The organism is Paenibacillus sp. FSL R7-0210, assembly GCF_038009085.1.
GTDB lineage: Bacteria > Bacillota > Bacilli > Paenibacillales > Paenibacillaceae > Paenibacillus_AQ > Paenibacillus_AQ silagei.
In genome coordinates this window covers 681,621-699,618 of sequence record NZ_JBBPAR010000001.1, presented here as the reverse complement: position 1 = coordinate 699,618, position 17,998 = coordinate 681,621, and the positions used below count along the sequence as shown (strand labels likewise).

Here is a 17,998-nt window from a genome sequence, read left to right as displayed (position 1 = left end):
TGCGCCTACTGCCGTTTTGCAGCCGCTGCAGCCTTCCGCTTCTGCCGGGCCTCGACCAGGTAGCGGACCCGCACAAGCAGCATCAGCCCGACCGCTACCAGCAGGCACTGGATGATCGGCAGCTTGTCATGCTGGAAGATAAGAAGCATGCCTGAGCCTGCCGCCATCATCACATACAGTACGATCTCTTTGCCGATCGGCAGCTTCTGATTGACGCGGAATACTCGGTTATACACATAAGTGAGTAAGATAAAAATGACAATGTAAGCGATAACTGGATGCTCAGCGAACCAGCTTTGCATAGCCCGTCACTCCTTCCGGATCATAAGTTACGCTTACATTATATCACCCGCAGCCGTTTTATACTGCTATTAATCCCTGCAATTTGAAAGATCCCCGCCTGTAAAATGAGAAAAGCCGCCGGAATAATCCGGCGGCTTCATTGTTATCAGCTTACGCTTGGCTGGCTTGCGCCGCCTTACGCTGCTTCTCTACACGCTCGCGCTCGCCCTTATTCAGGATCTTTTTGCGCAGACGTACAGATTTAGGAGTGATCTCACAATATTCATCATCATTCAAGTATTCAAGCGCGCCTTCCAAAGAGAAGGTACGTGGAGTCTTCATTTTCACAGTATCATCTTTGCCTGAGGTACGCATGTTGGTAAGTGCTTTTTCTTTACAAATGTTAACGATAATATCGTTATCACGGGTATGCTCGCCAACAATCATACCTTCATAAATTTCTGTACCTGCATCCAGGAAGAGAATACCACGATCCTCAACACCCACGATTCCGTATTGGGTTGTTGTACCACTTTCACTTGCTACAAGCACACCCTGATGACGTCCGCCAACTTGGCCGCCAACCAGTGGAGCATAGCTATCGAAGGCATGGTTCATTACACCGTAGCCGCGTGTCAGCGTCAGGAAATGTGTGTTATAGCCGATCAGGCCGCGTGCCGGAATCAGGAATTCCAGACGGACTTGGCCGGTACCGTGGTTGATCATGTTGACCATCTCGGCTTTACGGCTGCCCAGACTTTCCATAACGGAGCCCATGCTTTCTTCCGGAATGTCAATCATGAGGCGCTCAAGCGGCTCGGATCTGACACCATCGATGTCTTTAATGATTACTTGCGGTTTAGACACTTGCATCTCATAACCTTCACGACGCATATTCTCGATCAGAATACCAAGGTGAAGCTCACCGCGTCCAGAAACGATAAACGCATCAGGACTGTCTGTCTCATCTACACGCAAGCTCACATCCGTTTCCAGTTCTTTGAACAGACGCTCACGAAGCTTACGGGAAGTTACCCATTTACCTTCTTTACCGGCAAACGGACTGTTATTCACAAGGAAAGTCATTTGCATCGTTGGCTCATCAATCTTAAGAACAGGCAATGCTTCAGGGTGCTGCGGATCAGCAATCGTCTCACCGATGTTGATATCCTTGATACCGGCAATAGCCACGATGTCGCCTGCGCCGGCCTCTTCTGTCTCCACACGCTTCAGACCCTGGAAGCCGAACAGCTTCTCGATACGGGCAGTCTTGCTCTTGCCGTCACGCATAATGACTGTAACGGACTGGCCTTGCTTGATTACACCGCGGTTCACGCGGCCAATGGCGATACGGCCCAGGTATTCGTTGTAGTCCATCAGTGTTACCAGGAACTGCAGCGGTTCTTCAACCTTCTCAGTTGGAGCCGGGATATGCTCAACGATGGTTTCATAAAGTGAAAGCATAGTCTCATCCTGCTTCTCAGCGTTCATGCTTGATGTGCCGTTAAGCGCAGAAGCATAGACTACAGGGAATTCAAGCTGGTCGTCACTGGCTTCAAGCTCAATGAACAAGTCCAGCACTTCATCAATAACTTCCTTCGGACGCGCAGCCGGACGGTCAATCTTGTTCACGACTACGATTGGGGTCAGGTGCTGTTCCAGCGCCTTGCGGAGTACGAATTTGGTCTGCGGCATGCAGCCTTCATAAGCGTCAACAACGAGCAGTACGCCGTCAACCATCTTCATGATCCGTTCTACTTCGCCGCCGAAGTCAGCGTGTCCAGGTGTATCTACGATGTTAATCAGGAACTCTTTATAAGTGATTGCTGTATTTTTAGCTAGGATTGTAATTCCACGTTCCCGTTCGATATCGTTAGAGTCCATGGCGCGTTCTTGAACGTGCTCGTGCGCGCTGAAAATCCCGGACTGCTGGAGAAGCTGATCGACGAGTGTTGTTTTACCATGGTCAACGTGGGCAATGATCGCAATGTTACGGATATCTTTTCTTGAATGCATGATTTGTATCCAAATCCTCTCATTTATCAAATTAAAACTGTTTAAATTCTTAGCATGTCACGGCAGTCTCACAAAAGAAGCGCCAGGCAGAAAGCCGACGCTCCAACATTCCTTAATTTTATAGTGAAAGTACTATGAAAAGCAAGTCTTTTTCTGAAAAAAAAACGTTGCCAAGTCCGCTTAAATTTTCTAATTTTGCCTCATGTCCGGCTCAGCGGTCTTGAATTGTCCTATCAGGGCGTGTAGACGATCTGTTCTACCAGCCACCGTTCCACTTCTTGCGGCTTCCCGGTCTGCCTCTTCCCAGCATCAGCCACAGTCCCGCAGCAACCAGCACAGCGCCGAGCAGATAGAGCGCACCAGTACCCAGCAGGGTGAAGATAACCAGCACTACACTAAGCAATCCAAGGATCACAGCGGCTGCAGTTAACCCTCCGGTTCTGCCTGAAGCATACAGCGAATATTCGTACAGTCCCACTGCGATCCCCAGCAGAAGAACAGGCCATAAGTATCTCATGAGGTCCCAGCCCCAGGTATTGCATAAGCCGAAGAGCAAGCCGTACACCGATAGTATGCCCGCAGGAATGAGTACAGATGCAGAAGCGCGGCGGGTGAAAAAGAGCACATGCAGGAACAGGCCCGGAACCAGAATGATGAGCGGCCATAAGGCCCGTCCCAGAAAACCGAACACCCCCAGCTTGCCCAGCAGAATCACGAGCCCGGCGGCGGCGATGAACACACCCAGTTTCATGTCATTTTTGGAAGACATCTTTCACCTATCCCTTCAAAATTTCGTGTCTTTTCACCGGTCGGTGCCCCTTCAGCAGGCAAATCCGGCGACAGGTTTCCCTTTATTTTATCTGATAAACGCATAAAACACCATCATTCTTCACACATCCCGGCGGGGCATTCTCGAAAAAAAAAGAAATAAGGCTGCACCAAAGCCTTCCAGCTTTTGGTACAGCCTTATTATTGCCGGTTATCAGCCTGCGGATACTTTCCTGTGCTTCAGCATGCCCGTGACAACCACAATAATGCCCAGCAGCATTGGCAGTATGGTATGTAGCGTGGGCAGCAGGAACGAAATCACCGGGCCGAATTTGGCATCCTGCAGCAGCATGTTCCCGGCGGTATACGCCAGAATATAGGCACCGATGAAGATCAGCACCGGGAAGCGGTGCAGCCAGCCCACGATGATGCCGCTCCCCCAGACGACAATCGGAATGCTGATCGCAATCCCGATTACAATCAGTGCCAGATCCCCTTTGGCCAGCCCGGCAATCGCCAGTACATTATCCAGGCTCATGATAAAGTCCGCCAGCAGGATGGTGCGCACCGATTTCCATACGCTAGGGCTTCCCTCAATTCTCAGCTCTTCCTCGTCCTCGAGCAGCAGCTTGAAGGAAATCCAGAGCAGCAGCATGGCCCCTCCGGCTTCAATATACGGAATCTTGAGCAGCAGCACTGCGGCGAAGGTCAGGATACAGCGCAGCGCGACTGCTCCAGCGGCCCCCCACCAGACTGCCAGCTTCCTGTGCTTCTCCGGCAGATTCTTGCTGGCCATCGCAATGACCATGGCATTGTCTCCGCTGAGCACCAGATTAATCATTAGAATTTCACCAAGCAGCAATAATGAATCCATCCACCTCAGCCTCCCTGAACTCCATGTATCTACATGTATGCCGGGGGGCGACAAGCTATGCTTCTTGTCCCGCTATTTTAGAAACTGCGCATGTACGGCCGGATTGCAGCGTATATCTATAGTCTCCGGCCAGAATGGCCGCAAGGGGAATGCAAGCCACCAAACCTATAGGAGTGACCCGGGATGAATACATCCGCTGCGGATTTCATATTATCTCTGCTGAATATCGTGTTCCTTGATCTTATTCTGGCGGGCGACAATGCCATCGTCATCGGCCTGGCCGCGCGGAACCTGCAAGGACAACGGCAGAAGCAGGCAATTCTTCTTGGCACAGGCGGAGCGGTAATCTTGCGGATCATCGCCACGATTCTTGTGGTGTGGCTGCTAAAGATTCCATGGCTGCTGGCAATCGGCGGGCTGCTGCTGATCCTTATTGCTTATAAGCTGCTGTCCGGCGGCAGTGCAGAGACGGATATTCAGGCCGGCGGAACGCTGTGGGCGGCTGTTAGGACAATTATTATAGCCGACGCAGCCATGGGACTGGACAACGTCATTGCTGTTGCCGGTGCAGCGAATCATAATATTACGCTGGTCGTACTGGGACTACTGATCAGTGTGCCTATTGTGGTCTGGGGAAGCACCCTGTTTATCCGGTTGATCAACAGATATCCATGGATTATCTATCTCGGGTCAGGCGTACTCGGCTTCACAGCCTCCAGCATGATTTCCGGCGAGAAGGTCATTGCCCCGTACTTCAAGTCACATCCGCTGCTGCATGTTCTGTTCATCGCCGCAGTCATTGCCGGTATTCTGGCTGCGGGACACTGGAAGCGCCGCCGGACACAACTCGCTGTTCAGAACCATTCTTCCTGAAGGCCTGCCTGCGCCGGTACCAAGTCCTCCGGCTTCTCGTTGCCATAAGGTGTAATGAGTACGGTCTCGGTTCCGGCAACCGCCGTATCGAGTAAGGCCTGATAGCCCGGCAGCGTCGCTTCAATCTTGTCTACAATCCGCAGATTCGGATTCGTCGTTGGTGATTTGGGCACGAACAATGTACAGCAATCCTCGTATGGCAGGATGGACAAGTCATACGTACCGATGGTCTTGGAGAGCTGCACAATCTCACTCTTGTCCATCATCACCAGCGGACGCAGCAGCGGCAGAGCCGTTGCACGCCCGATCACATTCATACTTGGCAGGGTCTGGCTGGCCACCTGGCCCAGACTATCGCCGGTAATCAGCGCAAGCGCCCCCTCCTTCTCCGCAAGGGCGGTAGCAATCCGCAGCATAGCCCGGCGCATGAGTGTAATAATCAGATTATCCTGCCCTATCCCGGTAAAAGAGGTCTGCACCTCCGTAAACGGAACCAGATGCAGCTTGATCACACCAGCATAACGTGACAAGATACGGGTCAAATCTACAACCTTCTGGCGGGCAAGCTCGCTCGTATAAGGATAGCTGTAAAAGTGGACGCACTCTACCTCCAGCCCCCTGCGCATGGATGACCAGCCCGCAACCGGACTGTCGATCCCGCCGGAGAGCAGCAGCATCGCTTTGCCGTTCGTTCCCAGCGGGAAGCCGCCGACTCCGGCAATATTCTCACAGAAAATAAGAGTATGACCTTCCCGAATCTCAATCTTCAGCTCCAGATCGGGAGACCTCACATCTACCAGCAGCCCCGGATAACCCTGGAGCAGCGGTGTAGCTATAAGCTTATTCATCTCTATAGAGCCGTAAGGGAAGCCCTTCCACACCCGGCGAGCGCTAACCTTGAAGCTGGTTCCCGCCGCTGGAGCAATAAGGTGGAGGAAGGTCCGGCTGGCCGCAAGAATATCCTCAAATTCCGGCCGGGAGACCTTCACCGGGCTAATCGAGGCAATCCCGAATACTTTTACGAGCGCCTCTGTTAATTCTCCTGCCGGTTCACCGTTCAATTCGACGTAGATCCGCCCGAATTCCCGGGTCAGCTTCACGTTCGGATACGGCTTCACCATCTCCTTCACATGCCGCAGTACGGTCTTCTCGAACCGGCTGCGGTTCTTTCCTTTCAGAATGAACTCCCCGAAGCGCAGCAGGAGCATATCGGCATAGTCCATGCTGCTTCCGTATCCGCCATTCTCTGCTCCGCTACCTGTCTCTGTTGTTGTCATTGGTTATTTCATGCCTCCTTCTGCAATCTTCAAGGATTGAACGGCTGCCAGCAGCGCCTGCTCTAGCCTGCTCACATCCTGTTGCGTGTGACTGTCCCCCAGGCTGATCCGTATGCCGCCAAGCGCAGCAGCGGTATCCTTGCCCATGGACAGCAGAATCCGGCTCGGCTCGGCCAGTCGCGAGGAACAGGCGGAGCGTGTGGCGACCGCCATCCCGAGCTCTTCCAGCCTGCGGGCCAAGACCTCCCCCTTCATGCCGGGGTAAGAGAAGTGGACAATATGCGGCGCCCCGTCCTCCATGCTGTTCAGTACAAGCTCCGGTATCCCTGCTATATAATTCTCCAGCTGCGCCTTGAGCGGACGAATCCGGGCGCTGAAGGCCTCCCGCTGTTCTCCGCTCATCCGCATGGCCTTGGCTGAAGCTACAATATTCGGCACATTCTCTGTCCCGGCGCGCTTGCCCTGTTCCTGGGAACCGCCAGTCAACAAGGGAAACAGCGTGACTCCTTCTCTGACATAGAGAATTCCCGTCCCGCGCGGCCCGCGTAATTTATGCGCGGACAGGCTGTATAGATCTGCCTGCCAGTCCTTCAGTGGAGCCACAAGCTTCCCGTAGCCCTGCACGCCGTCTACATGGAAGAGCGTCCGGCGGTTCACCGCCTTGACCAGTTGTCCTATCTCACGCAGCGGCTGTACCGTGCCGATCTCATTATTCACATGCATCACACTGACCAGCACCGTATCCGGCCGGACCGCAGCGGCAATCCGCGAGGGTTCGACCACCCCCTGAGGGTCAGGGGCTACGAAGGTAACCTCCCAGCCCAGCTTCTGCAGTTGAAGACAGCTCTCGTAGACCGAAGGGTGCTCCAGCTCCGTGGTCACAATATGCCGCCCTCTGCTCTGATACTGCAGCGCAGCTCCTTTGACCGCCAGATTGTTGCTCTCGGTAGCACCCGAGGTGAATATAATTTCCTGCGGCAACACATCAAGCGCAGCTGCGCACACCTCGCGCGCCCGCTTGATCAGCTTGTCCGCCTCTTCTCCCGCCCGGTGCAGGGAAGAGGGGTTGGCGAAGTGCTTCCTCATCACCTGCTCCAGTGTCTGCACAACCTCCTCATAGGGAGGGGCAGCAGCGGCATAATCCCAATACAGCATATATCTGCGTTCTCCTTTGTTGATCAGAATTCATAACTGCTTATATGTTGCAAAAAGGATCAAACGGCCTGCCTCCCAAAAGAAGCAGGGGGCAGATTCCGTTTGATCCTTATATTATACCGCGAATTGCGCGCGGGCGCGTTCTATTTTGGCAATGTAGGCCTGTGTCTCCTTCGGAAGCCCGGAGAGATTCGCCATAAGCTCAGCATCGCTGCTGACACCAAGCTTGTTCACCCGGCCCGGTCCGGCATTATAGGCGGCCAGCGCCATCTTCTCCTGTCCATCATACCGCTTAAGCTGGTACGAGAGGTATCGTACGCCGCCGTCAATGCTCTGGGCAGGATCGAAGGGATCGGAGACACCCAGTCCGTTAGCCGTTCCGTCCATTAACTGCATCAGTCCCTTGGCACCGGCAGAGGATACAACATTGGGATTAAAGGAGGATTCCGTATCAATAACCGCCTTGATCAGATCAACCGGAACGCCATATTTCGCGCTGGCAGTCTGAATCAGCTGTTCATAATCTGTCGGCACGGTCTGCGTTATTTCCCCGGAAATGCCGCTATTCGCCTCTGCTGCTTCCCCAAGCTGCTGCCACAGCAGATTATCCATCGAAGAGGTACCTGCAAGAGCAACGTATGTGCTTTTATTGCTGCTGTCAGTGGCTTGAGACGTCCCGGCTGCCTGCTGAAGCATTGCAGTGAACGCCGCCGCCGAGGCACCGGTCACTCCGGGGTTCGATTTGGTATCCTCACGCTTCATGCTTGAGCTTCTCAGGTCTACCCATTTCAACTGACCGCTTGGCGCAGCGGCATTGATTGACATGCATTCATTCCCTCTTTCACGCGAAGTCTTATATTTGAACTTTACTATTTATTCACAGCAATTACTATATGCCTAAGCGAAAAAACAGACCTCAGACCTGCATAGTTAGGTCTGATAGCCTGTTTTGAAAATCGGATGTGCAGATTCAGCCGGCTCTAACGGGCAAAAGGAATTAAGACAAAATAGCTTAAAGTGGATACAATCCCCAGCCCCATCGACCAGGCCCCGGCTGATTTTTGTCCTCTGGCATACGCATAATACCCCAGAACAGCGGCAATCGGCCCCAATATAATGGACCAGATGAATAAGGATACTACACCGAAGCCCAGACCGATATAGCCAATACTCCTGTCCTCTCCCTCTCTTACACGGCCTGATGTCCGCTGAGCTTCGCCGCTCCGTTCCATAGTGTTCTGAAGCTGCGAGGGGAGCGGACTGAGCTCGGCGGCATACTCCTCATTGTGGCTTCGGTCCCGGCGGGGGTAATCGACTCTGCTGCGCGGGCGCAGGATAACCTTTCGGCGGGCGGAACGGTCCACTTTGGGTTCATCATTCGGATTATCCATAAGGGCCTCCTTCTCAGGCGTTCGGCTTGAACGTCAGACAACAGGTTGCGGACGAGGTTCCGGCATGATCATGATGATTACCCGCCGTCAGCTCCTCTGCGTATTCCTCCATGTAACGGCTGCCTGCATGCTGATCGATCTCAATGACAATTTCCTCGGCACGGCACAGGTTCTGTTCTCCCCAAAAATGACAGTTGCTTACACTACACTTCACAAGCGGTTTAGCGTTTGTCATAATGATCACCTCGTCATGTATTATGCCCGCTGGTGAAATAGGCTATGCGGCTGAAGGCTGCTCACCTGAACACACAAGTGGAAACGGCTTTGCCGTCCTTTTAAAGGACGGTACCGTTTCGGCGAGAAATTGATTTATTGCGTGAAACACATAAATGCTTATATTTACAAAAAAAAGACCGTCCCAACCAGCCATATCGGCAGTTGGGACAGTCTTTTACAGAAATAAGATGATAGACCGGACAACGGATTACACCTGATTCTGCATCCGCTTCTCTGTCAAATAATCATTCTCATAATAAGTCAGATCATCACGCAATTCTTCATAGACCTTGGTGATCTCCATAATGATATCGCGTGCCGGACGCACAGGCTTCTTACGGAAACGGATCGCATCCTGCCCGGTATAGGCGTAACGTCCATCCTCCGAATAACTCTCATTCTTAGGATAGAAGAAGTTATTAACTCCTAGATGATATACATTATATAGCGCTTTTTGCGCGAAAGGTTCATCGAAGGTAGCGCGGCGCAATGCAAGCCCAAGCTTCTCATAAGACATTTCCGAGAACACCAGCAGATGGCGGAGATCGGACAAGAACCCCCGATAGAAATGCAGCGTTTCTTCATCCTCTTCGGTAACAAGCTGCGGAAGCGCATGCTCATTCAGGAACAGTTCCATTTTGTCGATAACGGATTTAAGCTTCTCTCTCGTCGATTCACACAATTTCTGCACACTTACTGCTGACATGGCGGTTGCTCCCCCTTATTGTTCCTTGCATTAGTAGTTGTTAATGACACTTAGACATTGCAGTTGTACTCTCTTGATAGTATCACAAAATCTCCTAAGCCTCCACCGTACGGATACCGGAAAAGAATCCTTCTTCTAAAAAGAAAAGTACAAGCCCCGGAAGGCGCTTTCTTTTTGATATTAACATAAAACCAAGGACGGCGGTAGCCTTTTCGTAAGATGAATAAAACCAGCTTCAGCTCCGAACCCTAACAGGTATATGAAACGACAAGGAAGGAGCGGAAATCATGTCACGTAAAAATCTAACCGTCGCCGGTATAGTCACTGCCGCGCTGACCGTACTGCTGCTCACCTTCGCCCTGCGGCCGGAAGGCAGCGGCGGCACCCTTCGGCAAACGTCTGTGCCTAATCCCTCTCAGGAAAAAGTGATCAAGAAAACCACCCTTGTGCAGGATGTAGCGGCCACTGACAAATTGAACCGAGTCGATGTGCACAGACATCTGAGCACACTGCTGGCCGATATGCATCATGCTTCCCCTGAAGCTATCTCAGCTTATGCCGAGAGCCTTCAGCAGGGGCACGAGCATATTACCATGCTGATGATGGTTGATTTCAACACCCGTAAGACAACCACCTTCAAATCTGCGCTGCCGGAAGGAACCGACCAGGAGAATAAGCAGCTGCTTCATTATCTGAACACCGCCAAATCTGCGATTAAAGGCCACCAATCCTATGAATCCCCCTCGTTCATCATCGGCGACAAAAAGTATTATTTCGTAGCCCAGCGAAACCGGGAGGGACAAGTGGCTGTCATCGCTCTGATTAACCAGAAGATTCTGGACCGCGTTGCGCTGCATCAGCTGAAGAATCTGCGGCTCATTCCGTACCCGAAGGAAGGCAAGTACCGGATAGAATCGGTCCACGCCGATACCTTGAAGGACATCACGGTCAAGACTGGACATGACAATGAGAATGCCAGCCATTACTACGAGAATGAGATCGTCGTCCGCTTCCCGAATGGACATCCCACGGCGGCACAGCTTCAGACCATCGCAGCCGATATCCGCTGCAAGGAGCCGCGCAAGCTGGGGTATGCCTATATTTTCCGGTCAGACAAGATGAGTTACTCCCAGCTCAAGACTTACTTCGCCAATAAGTGGCATCCGCTGTACGCAGAGCCTCACTATATGTACTTAACCAATGATACGGTCAGTGAAAATACGGGAGCTAATGTGATTACCCCTAACGACCTGCTCTTCTCAACTTACCAGTGGAATCTGCCGGCGATTGAAACCCCGCAGGGCTGGAACCTGTCCAAGGGCAGCAAGGAGATCGTAATCGCCGTTGTGGATACCGGTGTTCAAGCGAACCACCCGGATCTGAAGGGGCAGCTGCTCAAGGGCTACAATGCGATTACCAGCGGCAGCACGCCGGATGACGATGTTGGACATGGCACTCATGTGGCCGGCATCATTGGAGCGTTAACCAATAATGAAGAAGGGGTCGCCGGCATCAGCTGGTATAACAAGATCCTTCCGGTAAAAGCGCTGGATAATTCAGGGGCGGGCACCACCTATTCGGTGGCCGAAGGCATTATCTGGGCGGCAGATCAGGGGGCTAAGGTGATTAATCTCAGCCTGGGCAACTATGCCGACTCGCAGTTTCTGCATGATGCGATTAAGTATGCCTATGACCGGGATGTAGTGATTGTCTCCGCTTCCGGCAATGACAATACGGAGCGGCCGGGATATCCCGCAGCCTATGAAGAGGTGATTGCAGTCGCCGCAACGAATGCGGCGGGAGAGCGTGCTTCCTTCTCCAATTACGGGGATTACATCGATGTGGCTGCACCCGGGGAGAGCATTGCCAGCACCTATCCCGATAATCAGTATGCGGCGTTATCCGGCACCTCGATGGCCAGTCCCCATGTAGCGGCGCTGGCCGGACTGGTGCGCTCCTTGAACCCTGCGCTGACGAACAAGGAAGTGACCGCGCTCTTGACCTCTAATGCCATCGATCTGGGCACCGCCGGCCATGATAAGTATTACGGCTGGGGCCAGGTGGATATCTACCGTACCCTGCAGGCGGCAGGAGGAGGGCAGGTTCCGCTCCAGCTGTTCCCGCAGCAGGTCGGCAAACAGCTCGATTCTATACAATAAGCTGCGGCCGTTAGCGGTTAAGAGCGCAGATGCCGTTCCAGCAGCAGCAGGAACCGGCGGAGTCCGCGCTCCATCCCCTCCTGCGTCAGCTGCGAATAGCTCAGCCGGATATGCCTGGAGGGGATATCCCCGGCATAGCAGACATCGCCCGGCAGGAAGGAGATCCCTTCCTGCTCGGCCAGAGCATGCAGCTGCTCAATCCCGGGGGATTCCGGCAGCTGCAGCCACAGATTTAGCCCGCCCCCCGGCAGCTGCCAGGTTACCCCGGCCGGAGCATTCTGCTTCAGCAGCCTCGCTGCCGCCTCCTGGCGGGCACGCAATGCTGACCGCAGCTTCGCTGCGTACTCGTCATACTGGCGCTCGATGAAGGGCAGCACTGCCCGCTGGGTCAGCAGCGGACTGCCCAGATCACTGGCCGACTTGGCGGCGATCAGCCGGGAGAGAATATTGCCCTCAGCGGCGACACAGGCGATCCGGCAGCCGGGGGCGAGGACTTTGCTGAAGCTCTTCATGTAGACTACATGCCCGGCGGTATCCAGCGATTTAATGGACGCCGGGGGCGGCTGATGGAAATACAGGTCACTGAACGGATCATCCTCCACAATGAGACAGCGGTAGCTGCGGGCAAGCTCCAGCAGACGCTGTCTTCTTGGCATGCTCATCGTGACCCCGCTCGGATTCTGGAAGGTCGGATTGGTATAGATGAGCTTAGGCGGCCTCCGGTCACACATCGCTGTAAGCCGGTCCACCCGCATGCCCTCCCCGTCCATCGGAACGAAGATCATCTCAGCCCCCCGCCCGGCAAAAACATCAATCGCCCCCGTATAGCTGGGCGCCTCCAGATACACCGTATCCCCCGGACCGACAAAGGTCCGGGCGACCAGATCGATCCCCTGCTGGGCGCCGCTTGTGATCATCAAATAATCATCCGCGCCCAGCTGGATTCCCCGATTCTGCAGGTGCCTGCGCATCACCTCGCGCAGCTCCGGGTCACCCTGGAAATTACCATAGGTGGCCATCAGCTCAGGCTGCTCCTTCACAAGTGCAGCCATGGTCGTGCCAATCGGCCCGAGCGGAAGCAGGCTGCTGTGAATGGAGGCCAGATGAAAGGGATAGTCCACCTCAGAATAATCGAAGTTACGCCAGAGCTGGGCCCGTGGCAGATAGTCATCATAACCGTCCTGCCACCTTGCTTCTGCCCCTTGCCTGCTCCGGTCCCGTTCTGCCACATAGCAGCCCTTCCCCTGGCTGCAAAGAATATGTCCTCGCAGCTCCAGGTCAGCATAAGCCTTGCTTACCGTTACCTGGCTTACCTTCAAGGAGGAAGACAGACCTCTAACGGACGGCAGCCGCGTGCCCGGCTGGAGCAGTCCCGAGGTGATACGCTGCGCGATCGTCTCACTGATCTGCCGGGGCAGCGATTTGTCACCGCTGCGGAGTAAATCAATATGCATGGTCCGTCTCCTCCCAACTGTTATATTTATCGCTTTACTGTTATACCGCTATACCGTTATGATACTACAAAATTCAGAATAGCAGGGAGCATGAATATGAAGATCAACTATGCGGATATGACGAACCATCTGGGGTCCTCCGCAGTCCGCGATATCCTTAAGATCACACAGGGTAAGGACATCATCTCGCTTGCTGGCGGGCTGCCTGCCGAAGAACTGTTTCCGGCAGAAGCGATCCGGGAAGCTTACAGCCGAGTTCTGAGCGGCGACAGTTCTGCGCTGCAATACGGACTGACAGAAGGCTATCTTCCGCTGCGTGAACAGATTGCCGCCAGACTGGGGCAACAGGGCATCCCTGTCTCCTCCGATGAAATGATCCTCACTACCGGCTCCCAGCAGGCCATAGATCTGCTCTGCAGAATTCTGCTTGATCCGGGAGACACCGTACTTGTAGAGGCACCGACCTATCTCGCCGCCTTGCAGGTACTGGGCTCTTACCGGGCAGACATCCAGGTTGTAAAGAGCGATGAGGAAGGGCTGCTGCCGGAGCATCTCGAAGAGCAGCTTCGAGTGCACCGCCCTAAGCTGTTGTATGCCGTCCCCACTTTCAACAACCCGTCAGGCGCAACCTGGAGCAAGGTACGCCGTGAACAAGTGGTGGAGTTATGCCGGAAATACGGCGTGCTGATGCTAGAGGATAATCCGTACGGAGAGATTAGGTTCGATGAATCCCCGGAAGCGTACCCGCCAACCCTCGCAGCCATCGACAGGAATCTGGGCGGGGATACCTGTGTGGTCTATACAGGTACCTTCTCCAAGATCGTAGCTCCGGGACTGCGGACAGGCTGGATCATTGGCCCCGCCGGGCTGGTCAGAGTGATCGCCAGAGCCAAGCAAGCCGCCGATTTGCACTCCAGTACCATCGATCAGCGCGCCCTGCATGAGCTGCTGCTGTCCTTCGACCTTGAAGCCCATATCCGGCTGGTCTCCCGGGAATACAAGTCACGGATGAAGCTGCTATCAGCAGAGTTGGCTTCACAGAACTGGCAGGATACATCCTTCCTGGAGCCGCGCGGCGGCATGTTCCTGTGGCTAAGCCTGCCTGCCCGGATACATACCGCCGAGCTGCTGCCGCTTGCTGTGGAGCAAGGAGTTGCCTTCGTTCCGGGCGAAGTCTTCTATTCGGAGCAGCCCATGAAGAACACGATGCGCCTGAATTTCACCCATACCCGGCCGGAGCTGCTCCCGCTCGCAGTGCAGCGCTTGTCCACCGCGCTGTCCCGGTATGAGGAGCGTTTATTGCCTCTGTAACTCCATCCGCCCGCAGCAATTGAAGTATCCATACTCTCGTTCAATGCTCCGGATAACCCAACATTTTCTCACAAAAAGGCGGCCCCCGTCAGGAGGCCGCCGTCTTATTGTTCATATAGTGTGATTAGTGCAAGGTCTTGTTAAAGTTGTCAGTTAGGAAAGTTTGCCGTAAGCCGGGTTCTGTGCTCGTTGTGGTTCAGCCGGGAACTACCCTCCCACCATAAGCGACAATCATCTATCTAGGCCATACATTACTGCACAGCTCCAGCGACCAACCTAGACACGCCTCAGGCGAAGGCTGCGGCTTCCGTGAAGAAGACGCTGCGTCTCATTAGGTCTTGCTCCAGATGGGGTTTACCAGGAACGAAGTCACCAGCGTTCCTCGGGGTCTCTTACACCTCGGTTCCATCCTTGCCTGTGCCGCCCGAAAGCGGCCATCGGCGGTCCATTTCTGTGGCACTATCCTTCAGCTCGCGCCGACTGGACGTTATCCAGCACCCTGCCTTGTGGAGCCCGGACTTTCCTCCCGCATACGCTCTCACGCATACCGGCGATTGTCTGTCAAACTTTCCGAAACAACATTGTATATTATACAGATATGCCGCCCAGCGCACAAGTGTAAATAATAACAGCCTACAGGAATGTAAAAGGCTCGGTATCCGGCTGCGAGGCATGCACCGCCGTGCCGTACTTATGCTCCGTCAGCTTGCCGGCCAGAAACTCCGCTACCTTCACCTTCATGATCTTCTCCGCATTATGGCCCGGATCGATCAGGGCGATTCCCGCGAGGTGCGCATCCTGTGCGGTATGGTAATCGATATCGCCGGTCACCAGCACATCCGCTCCCTTGAAGATAGCGCTGCTGTAGTACTTGGCACCGGACCCGCCCATGACTGCCGCCTTGCGGACCTTGCGGTCCAGATCTCCAACTACCCGCACGCTCTCCACATCCAGCCCGCGTTTGACCGTATCAATGAACTCACCAAGCGTTGTTGGCTCCTTAAGCTTCCCTACTCTTCCAAGTCCAAGGCTGCGTCCCTTGAGGTCCATGGAATACAGATCATAAGCCACCTCTTCATACGGATGAGCCTTCAGCATGGCCTGTACCACCTTGTTACGGATCGTATGCGGCACAATCGTCTCGATACGGACCTCCTCAGCCCGCTCCAGCTTGCCAGGCGTGCCGAGGTACGGGTCCGTGCCCTCCTGCGGAATGAAGGTGCCATAGCCTTCGATATTGAAGCTGCAATGGCTGTAATTGCCGATCCAGCCCGCTCCGGCGTTCAGGATGGCATCCAGCACCTTCTGGTGATGATCCTTCGGCACGAATACCACCAGCTTGGACAGCTGCTCGGTATGAATATCCTTGATCGGTGCACCGTTCTCAATGCCCAGCGCCTCGGCCATCCAGTCGTTCATTCCGCCTTCGGCCACATCCAGATTCGTATGGCTGATATACACGGCAATGTCGTTTTTGATCAGCTTCTCATATAAGCGGCCCGCCGGGGTATCTGTCAGAATCCCTTTGATCGGCCGGAAAATCACCGCATGATGGGCAATAATCAGATTACAGCCCTTCGCAATCGCTTCGTCCACAATGCTCTCATTGACATCCAGCGCCACCAGCACCCCGGTGATTTCCTTCTGGAGACTGCCGACCTGAAGCCCGACATTATCCCATTCCTCAGCCAGATGCTTCGGAGCAAGCTGCTCCATGTATCCAATTACGGTCTGTCCTTTGGCAAACATTCCAGTACCTCCGCAATCCGTTTAATCTGAAGCTTGATTCTGCTGCGCTTCTCCTCAGCTGCCTCCAGCTCCGAACGTGCGAGCGAGGCCAGAATGCTCTCCAGCTTGGAGATTTCACCCTGCCATTTGGCAGCGAATACTTCATTCGGCGCTTGTAGCAGCAGCGGTCCCATCTCCAGCAGCAGCGCCTGATCAAGGGCTACCTTTCCTCCGGTAAGCAGACGTCCGCTGTACAGCTCTTCATTCGTCCCCGCCGCTTCAGCGCCCTCTGGGACAGCGGTCAGGATCTCGTAGATTTTGCCGTCTTCCTCCAAAATATGCTCCGAGACCAGCACCCAGCTGTTAGCCAGCAGCCAGCGGCGCAGAATATCCTCGCCTACATTGGGCTGCAGCGCGAGCGTCTTCACCCCGGCCAGCTTGCCGAGCTTCTGCCCGCGGTCCAGAATCGCCGCGATCAGTGAGCCGCCCATCCCGGCAATGGTAATGCAGTCCGTTTCCCCCGGCTCCAGCACCTCCAGCCCGTCTCCGCGCCGTACAGCGATCTTAGCACCGAGTCCTGCTTCCGCAACACCACGACGCGCCGCTTCAAAGGGTCCCGGATTTACTTCTCCGGCAATAGCTGAAGGCACCCGGCCGCTTTTCACAGCGGCAACAGGCAGCAGGGCATGATCTGAGCCGATATCGGCAAGTCTGCTGCCCGCAGGGACCTGCTCCAGCAGCAGCTGAAGCCGGTCAGATAATTTTACGTTGTTCATGAGGCCACCCACGTTATCCATTTTTTTCTGAAGAGGAACAGCAGCGCAAGGCCCACTGCAATCTTCAGTATTAATATCAGCGAGGTCCATTCCGGGAATCCCGCTCTGAGCCATAGCGCATCCACCTCCGGCATCAGCCAGAGGGCAGCACCCGCCCCCAGGTACACCCCAGAGACCCCGCTAACCTTGTGATACATCAACCAGCTCATCCAGATCATAAGCACACACAGCGGAAGCCAGAGCAGCTCCAGCTCCAGAAGAGAGGCGTCCGGCCGGACATGTCCGAAGAATCCTGCATAGAGCAGAGCCCAGAAGGCATATCCGCAGAAATGAAGCAGTCCGATGCGCAGAAAAAAACCAAGCACACACCACAGCAGCCCGCAGGCCGCAATCAGCAGCGGTGTCCAAAAATCAGCATCCAGCTTATGCAACTCAATCAGCCACAGTCCGAATCCCAGCGTTAAAATGCTGCCGATTCCCGCCAGCATCAGACTGATTGTCTTGTTGCGGTTCAGGTAAATCGCTGAATATCCATAACAAATAATTAGGACGCTGAGCGCTGTAGCAAGTTGCAAAGGCCAGGGAAAAACGCTAAAATAAAGACTAATCAAGAAAATCAAGGAAATAATTCCAAAACCAAACAGCCAAATTTTGATGCTTCCCTGCTGGAGATTCCGTAACGATACCGGGTTGCTGTCCTTCACCTCTGCCTGATCATCATACAGGTTAGTCAGGAAGTCACAATATTGCTCGGGCAACAGCTTGCTTCTTCTCCAGTATTGAATTTCTCTTAATATAGTATCACGTTTCTCCAGGTTCAACCGGCATCCCTCTTTCCAGAACTTGCCTTCACTTTCATTATAAGCTCCCGCACACGGCGGGGCTCCAGCATTGGTGAATCCCCTTGACAACATAATAGGACCTCCTGCCACCGTGCAGCAGAAGGTCCCGG

The 17,998-nt window shown here is 54.1% G+C and carries 17 protein-coding genes and 1 other RNA gene; 3 read left to right on the top strand and 15 right to left on the bottom strand.

What is annotated here, in order from left to right:
* Window positions 1–5: 5 nt before the first annotated feature.
* The 4 genes from MKY64_RS03060 to MKY64_RS03045 all read right to left on the bottom strand — a co-directional run bounded on the left by MKY64_RS03060 (window position 6) and on the right by MKY64_RS03045 (window position 3,940).
* Window positions 6–302 (bottom strand): YlaH-like family protein, encoded by a 297-nt coding sequence (locus MKY64_RS03060; protein WP_036724304.1) that lies wholly within the window; start codon window positions 300–302, stop codon window positions 6–8.
* 151 nt (window positions 303–453) lie between these two features.
* Entirely contained in the window at window positions 454–2,298 is a 1,845-nt protein-coding gene (gene typA / locus MKY64_RS03055; protein WP_036724305.1) for a translational GTPase TypA, read from the bottom strand.
* 256 nt (window positions 2,299–2,554) lie between these two features.
* Entirely contained in the window at window positions 2,555–3,067 is a 513-nt protein-coding gene (locus MKY64_RS03050) for a hypothetical protein (RefSeq protein ID WP_340950833.1), read from the bottom strand.
* Between the two features lie 213 nt (window positions 3,068–3,280).
* Window positions 3,281–3,940 (bottom strand): TerC family protein, encoded by a 660-nt coding sequence (locus MKY64_RS03045; protein ID WP_209872023.1) that lies wholly within the window; start codon window positions 3,938–3,940, stop codon window positions 3,281–3,283.
* A gap of 183 nt (window positions 3,941–4,123) precedes the next feature.
* Between MKY64_RS03045 and MKY64_RS03040 the strand changes: the two genes are divergently transcribed.
* Entirely contained in the window at window positions 4,124–4,813 is a 690-nt protein-coding gene (locus tag MKY64_RS03040) for a TerC family protein (protein WP_339250237.1), read from the top strand.
* Here the strand turns inward: MKY64_RS03040 and thiI are convergent.
* The 6 genes from thiI to MKY64_RS03010 all read right to left on the bottom strand — a co-directional run bounded on the left by thiI (window position 4,795) and on the right by MKY64_RS03010 (window position 9,618).
* Window positions 4,795–6,036, bottom strand: a complete 1,242-nt coding sequence (gene thiI / locus MKY64_RS03035) for a tRNA uracil 4-sulfurtransferase ThiI (protein WP_340958002.1) — start codon at window positions 6,034–6,036, stop codon at window positions 4,795–4,797. The two genes, MKY64_RS03040 and thiI, sit on opposite strands and share 19 nt — an antisense overlap.
* A 57-nt stretch (window positions 6,037–6,093) precedes the next feature.
* A complete protein-coding gene (locus MKY64_RS03030; protein WP_340950831.1) occupies window positions 6,094–7,245 on the bottom strand; it encodes a cysteine desulfurase family protein in 1,152 nt (383 codons plus the stop codon).
* A gap of 114 nt (window positions 7,246–7,359) precedes the next feature.
* Window positions 7,360–8,007: a lytic transglycosylase domain-containing protein gene (locus MKY64_RS03025; protein ID WP_445671717.1), complete on the bottom strand. Its 648-nt coding sequence runs from the start codon at window positions 8,005–8,007 to the stop codon at window positions 7,360–7,362.
* Window positions 8,008–8,225: 218 nt separating this feature from the next.
* Window positions 8,226–8,636 carry a hypothetical protein gene (locus tag MKY64_RS03020; protein ID WP_339250243.1) on the bottom strand — a complete coding sequence of 137 codons (411 nt, stop codon included), beginning with the start codon at window positions 8,634–8,636 and terminating at the stop codon, window positions 8,226–8,228.
* Between the two features lie 13 nt (window positions 8,637–8,649).
* Window positions 8,650–8,871 carry a DUF1540 domain-containing protein gene (locus tag MKY64_RS03015; protein WP_445253443.1) on the bottom strand — a complete coding sequence of 74 codons (222 nt, stop codon included), beginning with the start codon at window positions 8,869–8,871 and terminating at the stop codon, window positions 8,650–8,652.
* Window positions 8,872–9,120: 249 nt separating this feature from the next.
* Entirely contained in the window at window positions 9,121–9,618 is a 498-nt protein-coding gene (locus tag MKY64_RS03010; RefSeq protein ID WP_036724316.1) for a YpuI family protein, read from the bottom strand.
* 287 nt (window positions 9,619–9,905) lie between these two features.
* Here MKY64_RS03010 and MKY64_RS03005 point away from each other — a divergent pair, with 287 nt between their 5' ends.
* Complete coding sequence (locus tag MKY64_RS03005; protein WP_340950828.1) at window positions 9,906–11,777, top strand: S8 family peptidase; 1,872 nt, start codon at window positions 9,906–9,908, stop codon at window positions 11,775–11,777.
* A 17-nt stretch (window positions 11,778–11,794) separates the two neighbouring features.
* Here the strand turns inward: MKY64_RS03005 and pdxR are convergent, their stop codons facing one another.
* Complete coding sequence (gene pdxR / locus MKY64_RS03000) at window positions 11,795–13,231, bottom strand: MocR-like pyridoxine biosynthesis transcription factor PdxR (protein ID WP_340950827.1); 1,437 nt, start codon at window positions 13,229–13,231, stop codon at window positions 11,795–11,797.
* A 96-nt stretch (window positions 13,232–13,327) separates the two neighbouring features.
* Here pdxR and MKY64_RS02995 point away from each other — a divergent pair, with 96 nt between their 5' ends.
* Complete coding sequence (locus MKY64_RS02995) at window positions 13,328–14,542, top strand: aminotransferase-like domain-containing protein (protein WP_339250249.1); 1,215 nt, start codon at window positions 13,328–13,330, stop codon at window positions 14,540–14,542.
* A gap of 154 nt (window positions 14,543–14,696) precedes the next feature.
* Here the strand turns inward: MKY64_RS02995 and rnpB are convergent.
* From rnpB to MKY64_RS02975, 4 genes are all read right to left on the bottom strand, one after another.
* Window positions 14,697–15,112: RNase P RNA component class A (rnpB, locus tag MKY64_RS02990), an RNA gene on the bottom strand.
* A gap of 63 nt (window positions 15,113–15,175) precedes the next feature.
* Window positions 15,176–16,291 (bottom strand): Nif3-like dinuclear metal center hexameric protein, encoded by a 1,116-nt coding sequence (locus tag MKY64_RS02985; RefSeq protein ID WP_339250251.1) that lies wholly within the window; start codon window positions 16,289–16,291, stop codon window positions 15,176–15,178.
* On the bottom strand, window positions 16,267–17,046 hold the full coding sequence (locus MKY64_RS02980; RefSeq protein ID WP_339250253.1) for a tRNA (adenine(22)-N(1))-methyltransferase: 780 nt from the start codon (window positions 17,044–17,046) through the stop codon (window positions 16,267–16,269). The genes MKY64_RS02985 and MKY64_RS02980 overlap by 25 nt, the downstream gene beginning before the upstream one ends.
* Window positions 17,043–17,960, bottom strand: coding sequence for a hypothetical protein (locus MKY64_RS02975; RefSeq protein WP_339250255.1), 918 nt, complete (start codon window positions 17,958–17,960; stop codon window positions 17,043–17,045). The genes MKY64_RS02980 and MKY64_RS02975 overlap by 4 nt, the downstream gene beginning before the upstream one ends.
* Window positions 17,961–17,998 lie beyond the last annotated feature (38 nt).

Excerpts from the sequence above, each read along its gene's own strand:
- typA (WP_036724305.1), bottom strand. The coding sequence starts at position 2,298 with ATGCATTCAAGAAAAGATATCCGTAACATTGCGATCATTGCCCACGTT.
- MKY64_RS03010 (WP_036724316.1), bottom strand. The coding sequence starts at position 9,618 with ATGTCAGCAGTAAGTGTGCAGAAATTGTGTGAATCGACGAGAGAGAAG.
- MKY64_RS02985 (WP_339250251.1), bottom strand. The coding sequence starts at position 16,291 with ATGTTTGCCAAAGGACAGACCGTAATTGGATACATGGAGCAGCTTGCT.
- MKY64_RS03040 (WP_339250237.1), top strand. The coding sequence starts at position 4,124 with ATGAATACATCCGCTGCGGATTTCATATTATCTCTGCTGAATATCGTG.
- MKY64_RS02995 (WP_339250249.1), top strand. The coding sequence starts at position 13,328 with ATGAAGATCAACTATGCGGATATGACGAACCATCTGGGGTCCTCCGCA.
- MKY64_RS03015 (WP_445253443.1), bottom strand. The coding sequence starts at position 8,871 with ATGACAAACGCTAAACCGCTTGTGAAGTGTAGTGTAAGCAACTGTCAT.
- MKY64_RS02975 (WP_339250255.1), bottom strand. The coding sequence starts at position 17,960 with ATGTTGTCAAGGGGATTCACCAATGCTGGAGCCCCGCCGTGTGCGGGA.
- MKY64_RS03050 (WP_340950833.1), bottom strand. The coding sequence starts at position 3,067 with ATGTCTTCCAAAAATGACATGAAACTGGGTGTGTTCATCGCCGCCGCC.
- thiI (WP_340958002.1), bottom strand. The coding sequence starts at position 6,036 with ATGGACTATGCCGATATGCTCCTGCTGCGCTTCGGGGAGTTCATTCTG.
- MKY64_RS03060 (WP_036724304.1), bottom strand. The coding sequence starts at position 302 with ATGCAAAGCTGGTTCGCTGAGCATCCAGTTATCGCTTACATTGTCATT.
- MKY64_RS03030 (WP_340950831.1), bottom strand. The coding sequence starts at position 7,245 with ATGCTGTATTGGGATTATGCCGCTGCTGCCCCTCCCTATGAGGAGGTT.
- pdxR (WP_340950827.1), bottom strand. The coding sequence starts at position 13,231 with ATGCATATTGATTTACTCCGCAGCGGTGACAAATCGCTGCCCCGGCAG.
- MKY64_RS03020 (WP_339250243.1), bottom strand. The coding sequence starts at position 8,636 with ATGGATAATCCGAATGATGAACCCAAAGTGGACCGTTCCGCCCGCCGA.
- MKY64_RS02980 (WP_339250253.1), bottom strand. The coding sequence starts at position 17,046 with ATGAACAACGTAAAATTATCTGACCGGCTTCAGCTGCTGCTGGAGCAG.
- MKY64_RS03005 (WP_340950828.1), top strand. The coding sequence starts at position 9,906 with ATGTCACGTAAAAATCTAACCGTCGCCGGTATAGTCACTGCCGCGCTG.
- MKY64_RS03045 (WP_209872023.1), bottom strand. The coding sequence starts at position 3,940 with ATGGATTCATTATTGCTGCTTGGTGAAATTCTAATGATTAATCTGGTG.
- MKY64_RS03025 (WP_445671717.1), bottom strand. The coding sequence starts at position 8,007 with ATGAAGCGTGAGGATACCAAATCGAACCCCGGAGTGACCGGTGCCTCG.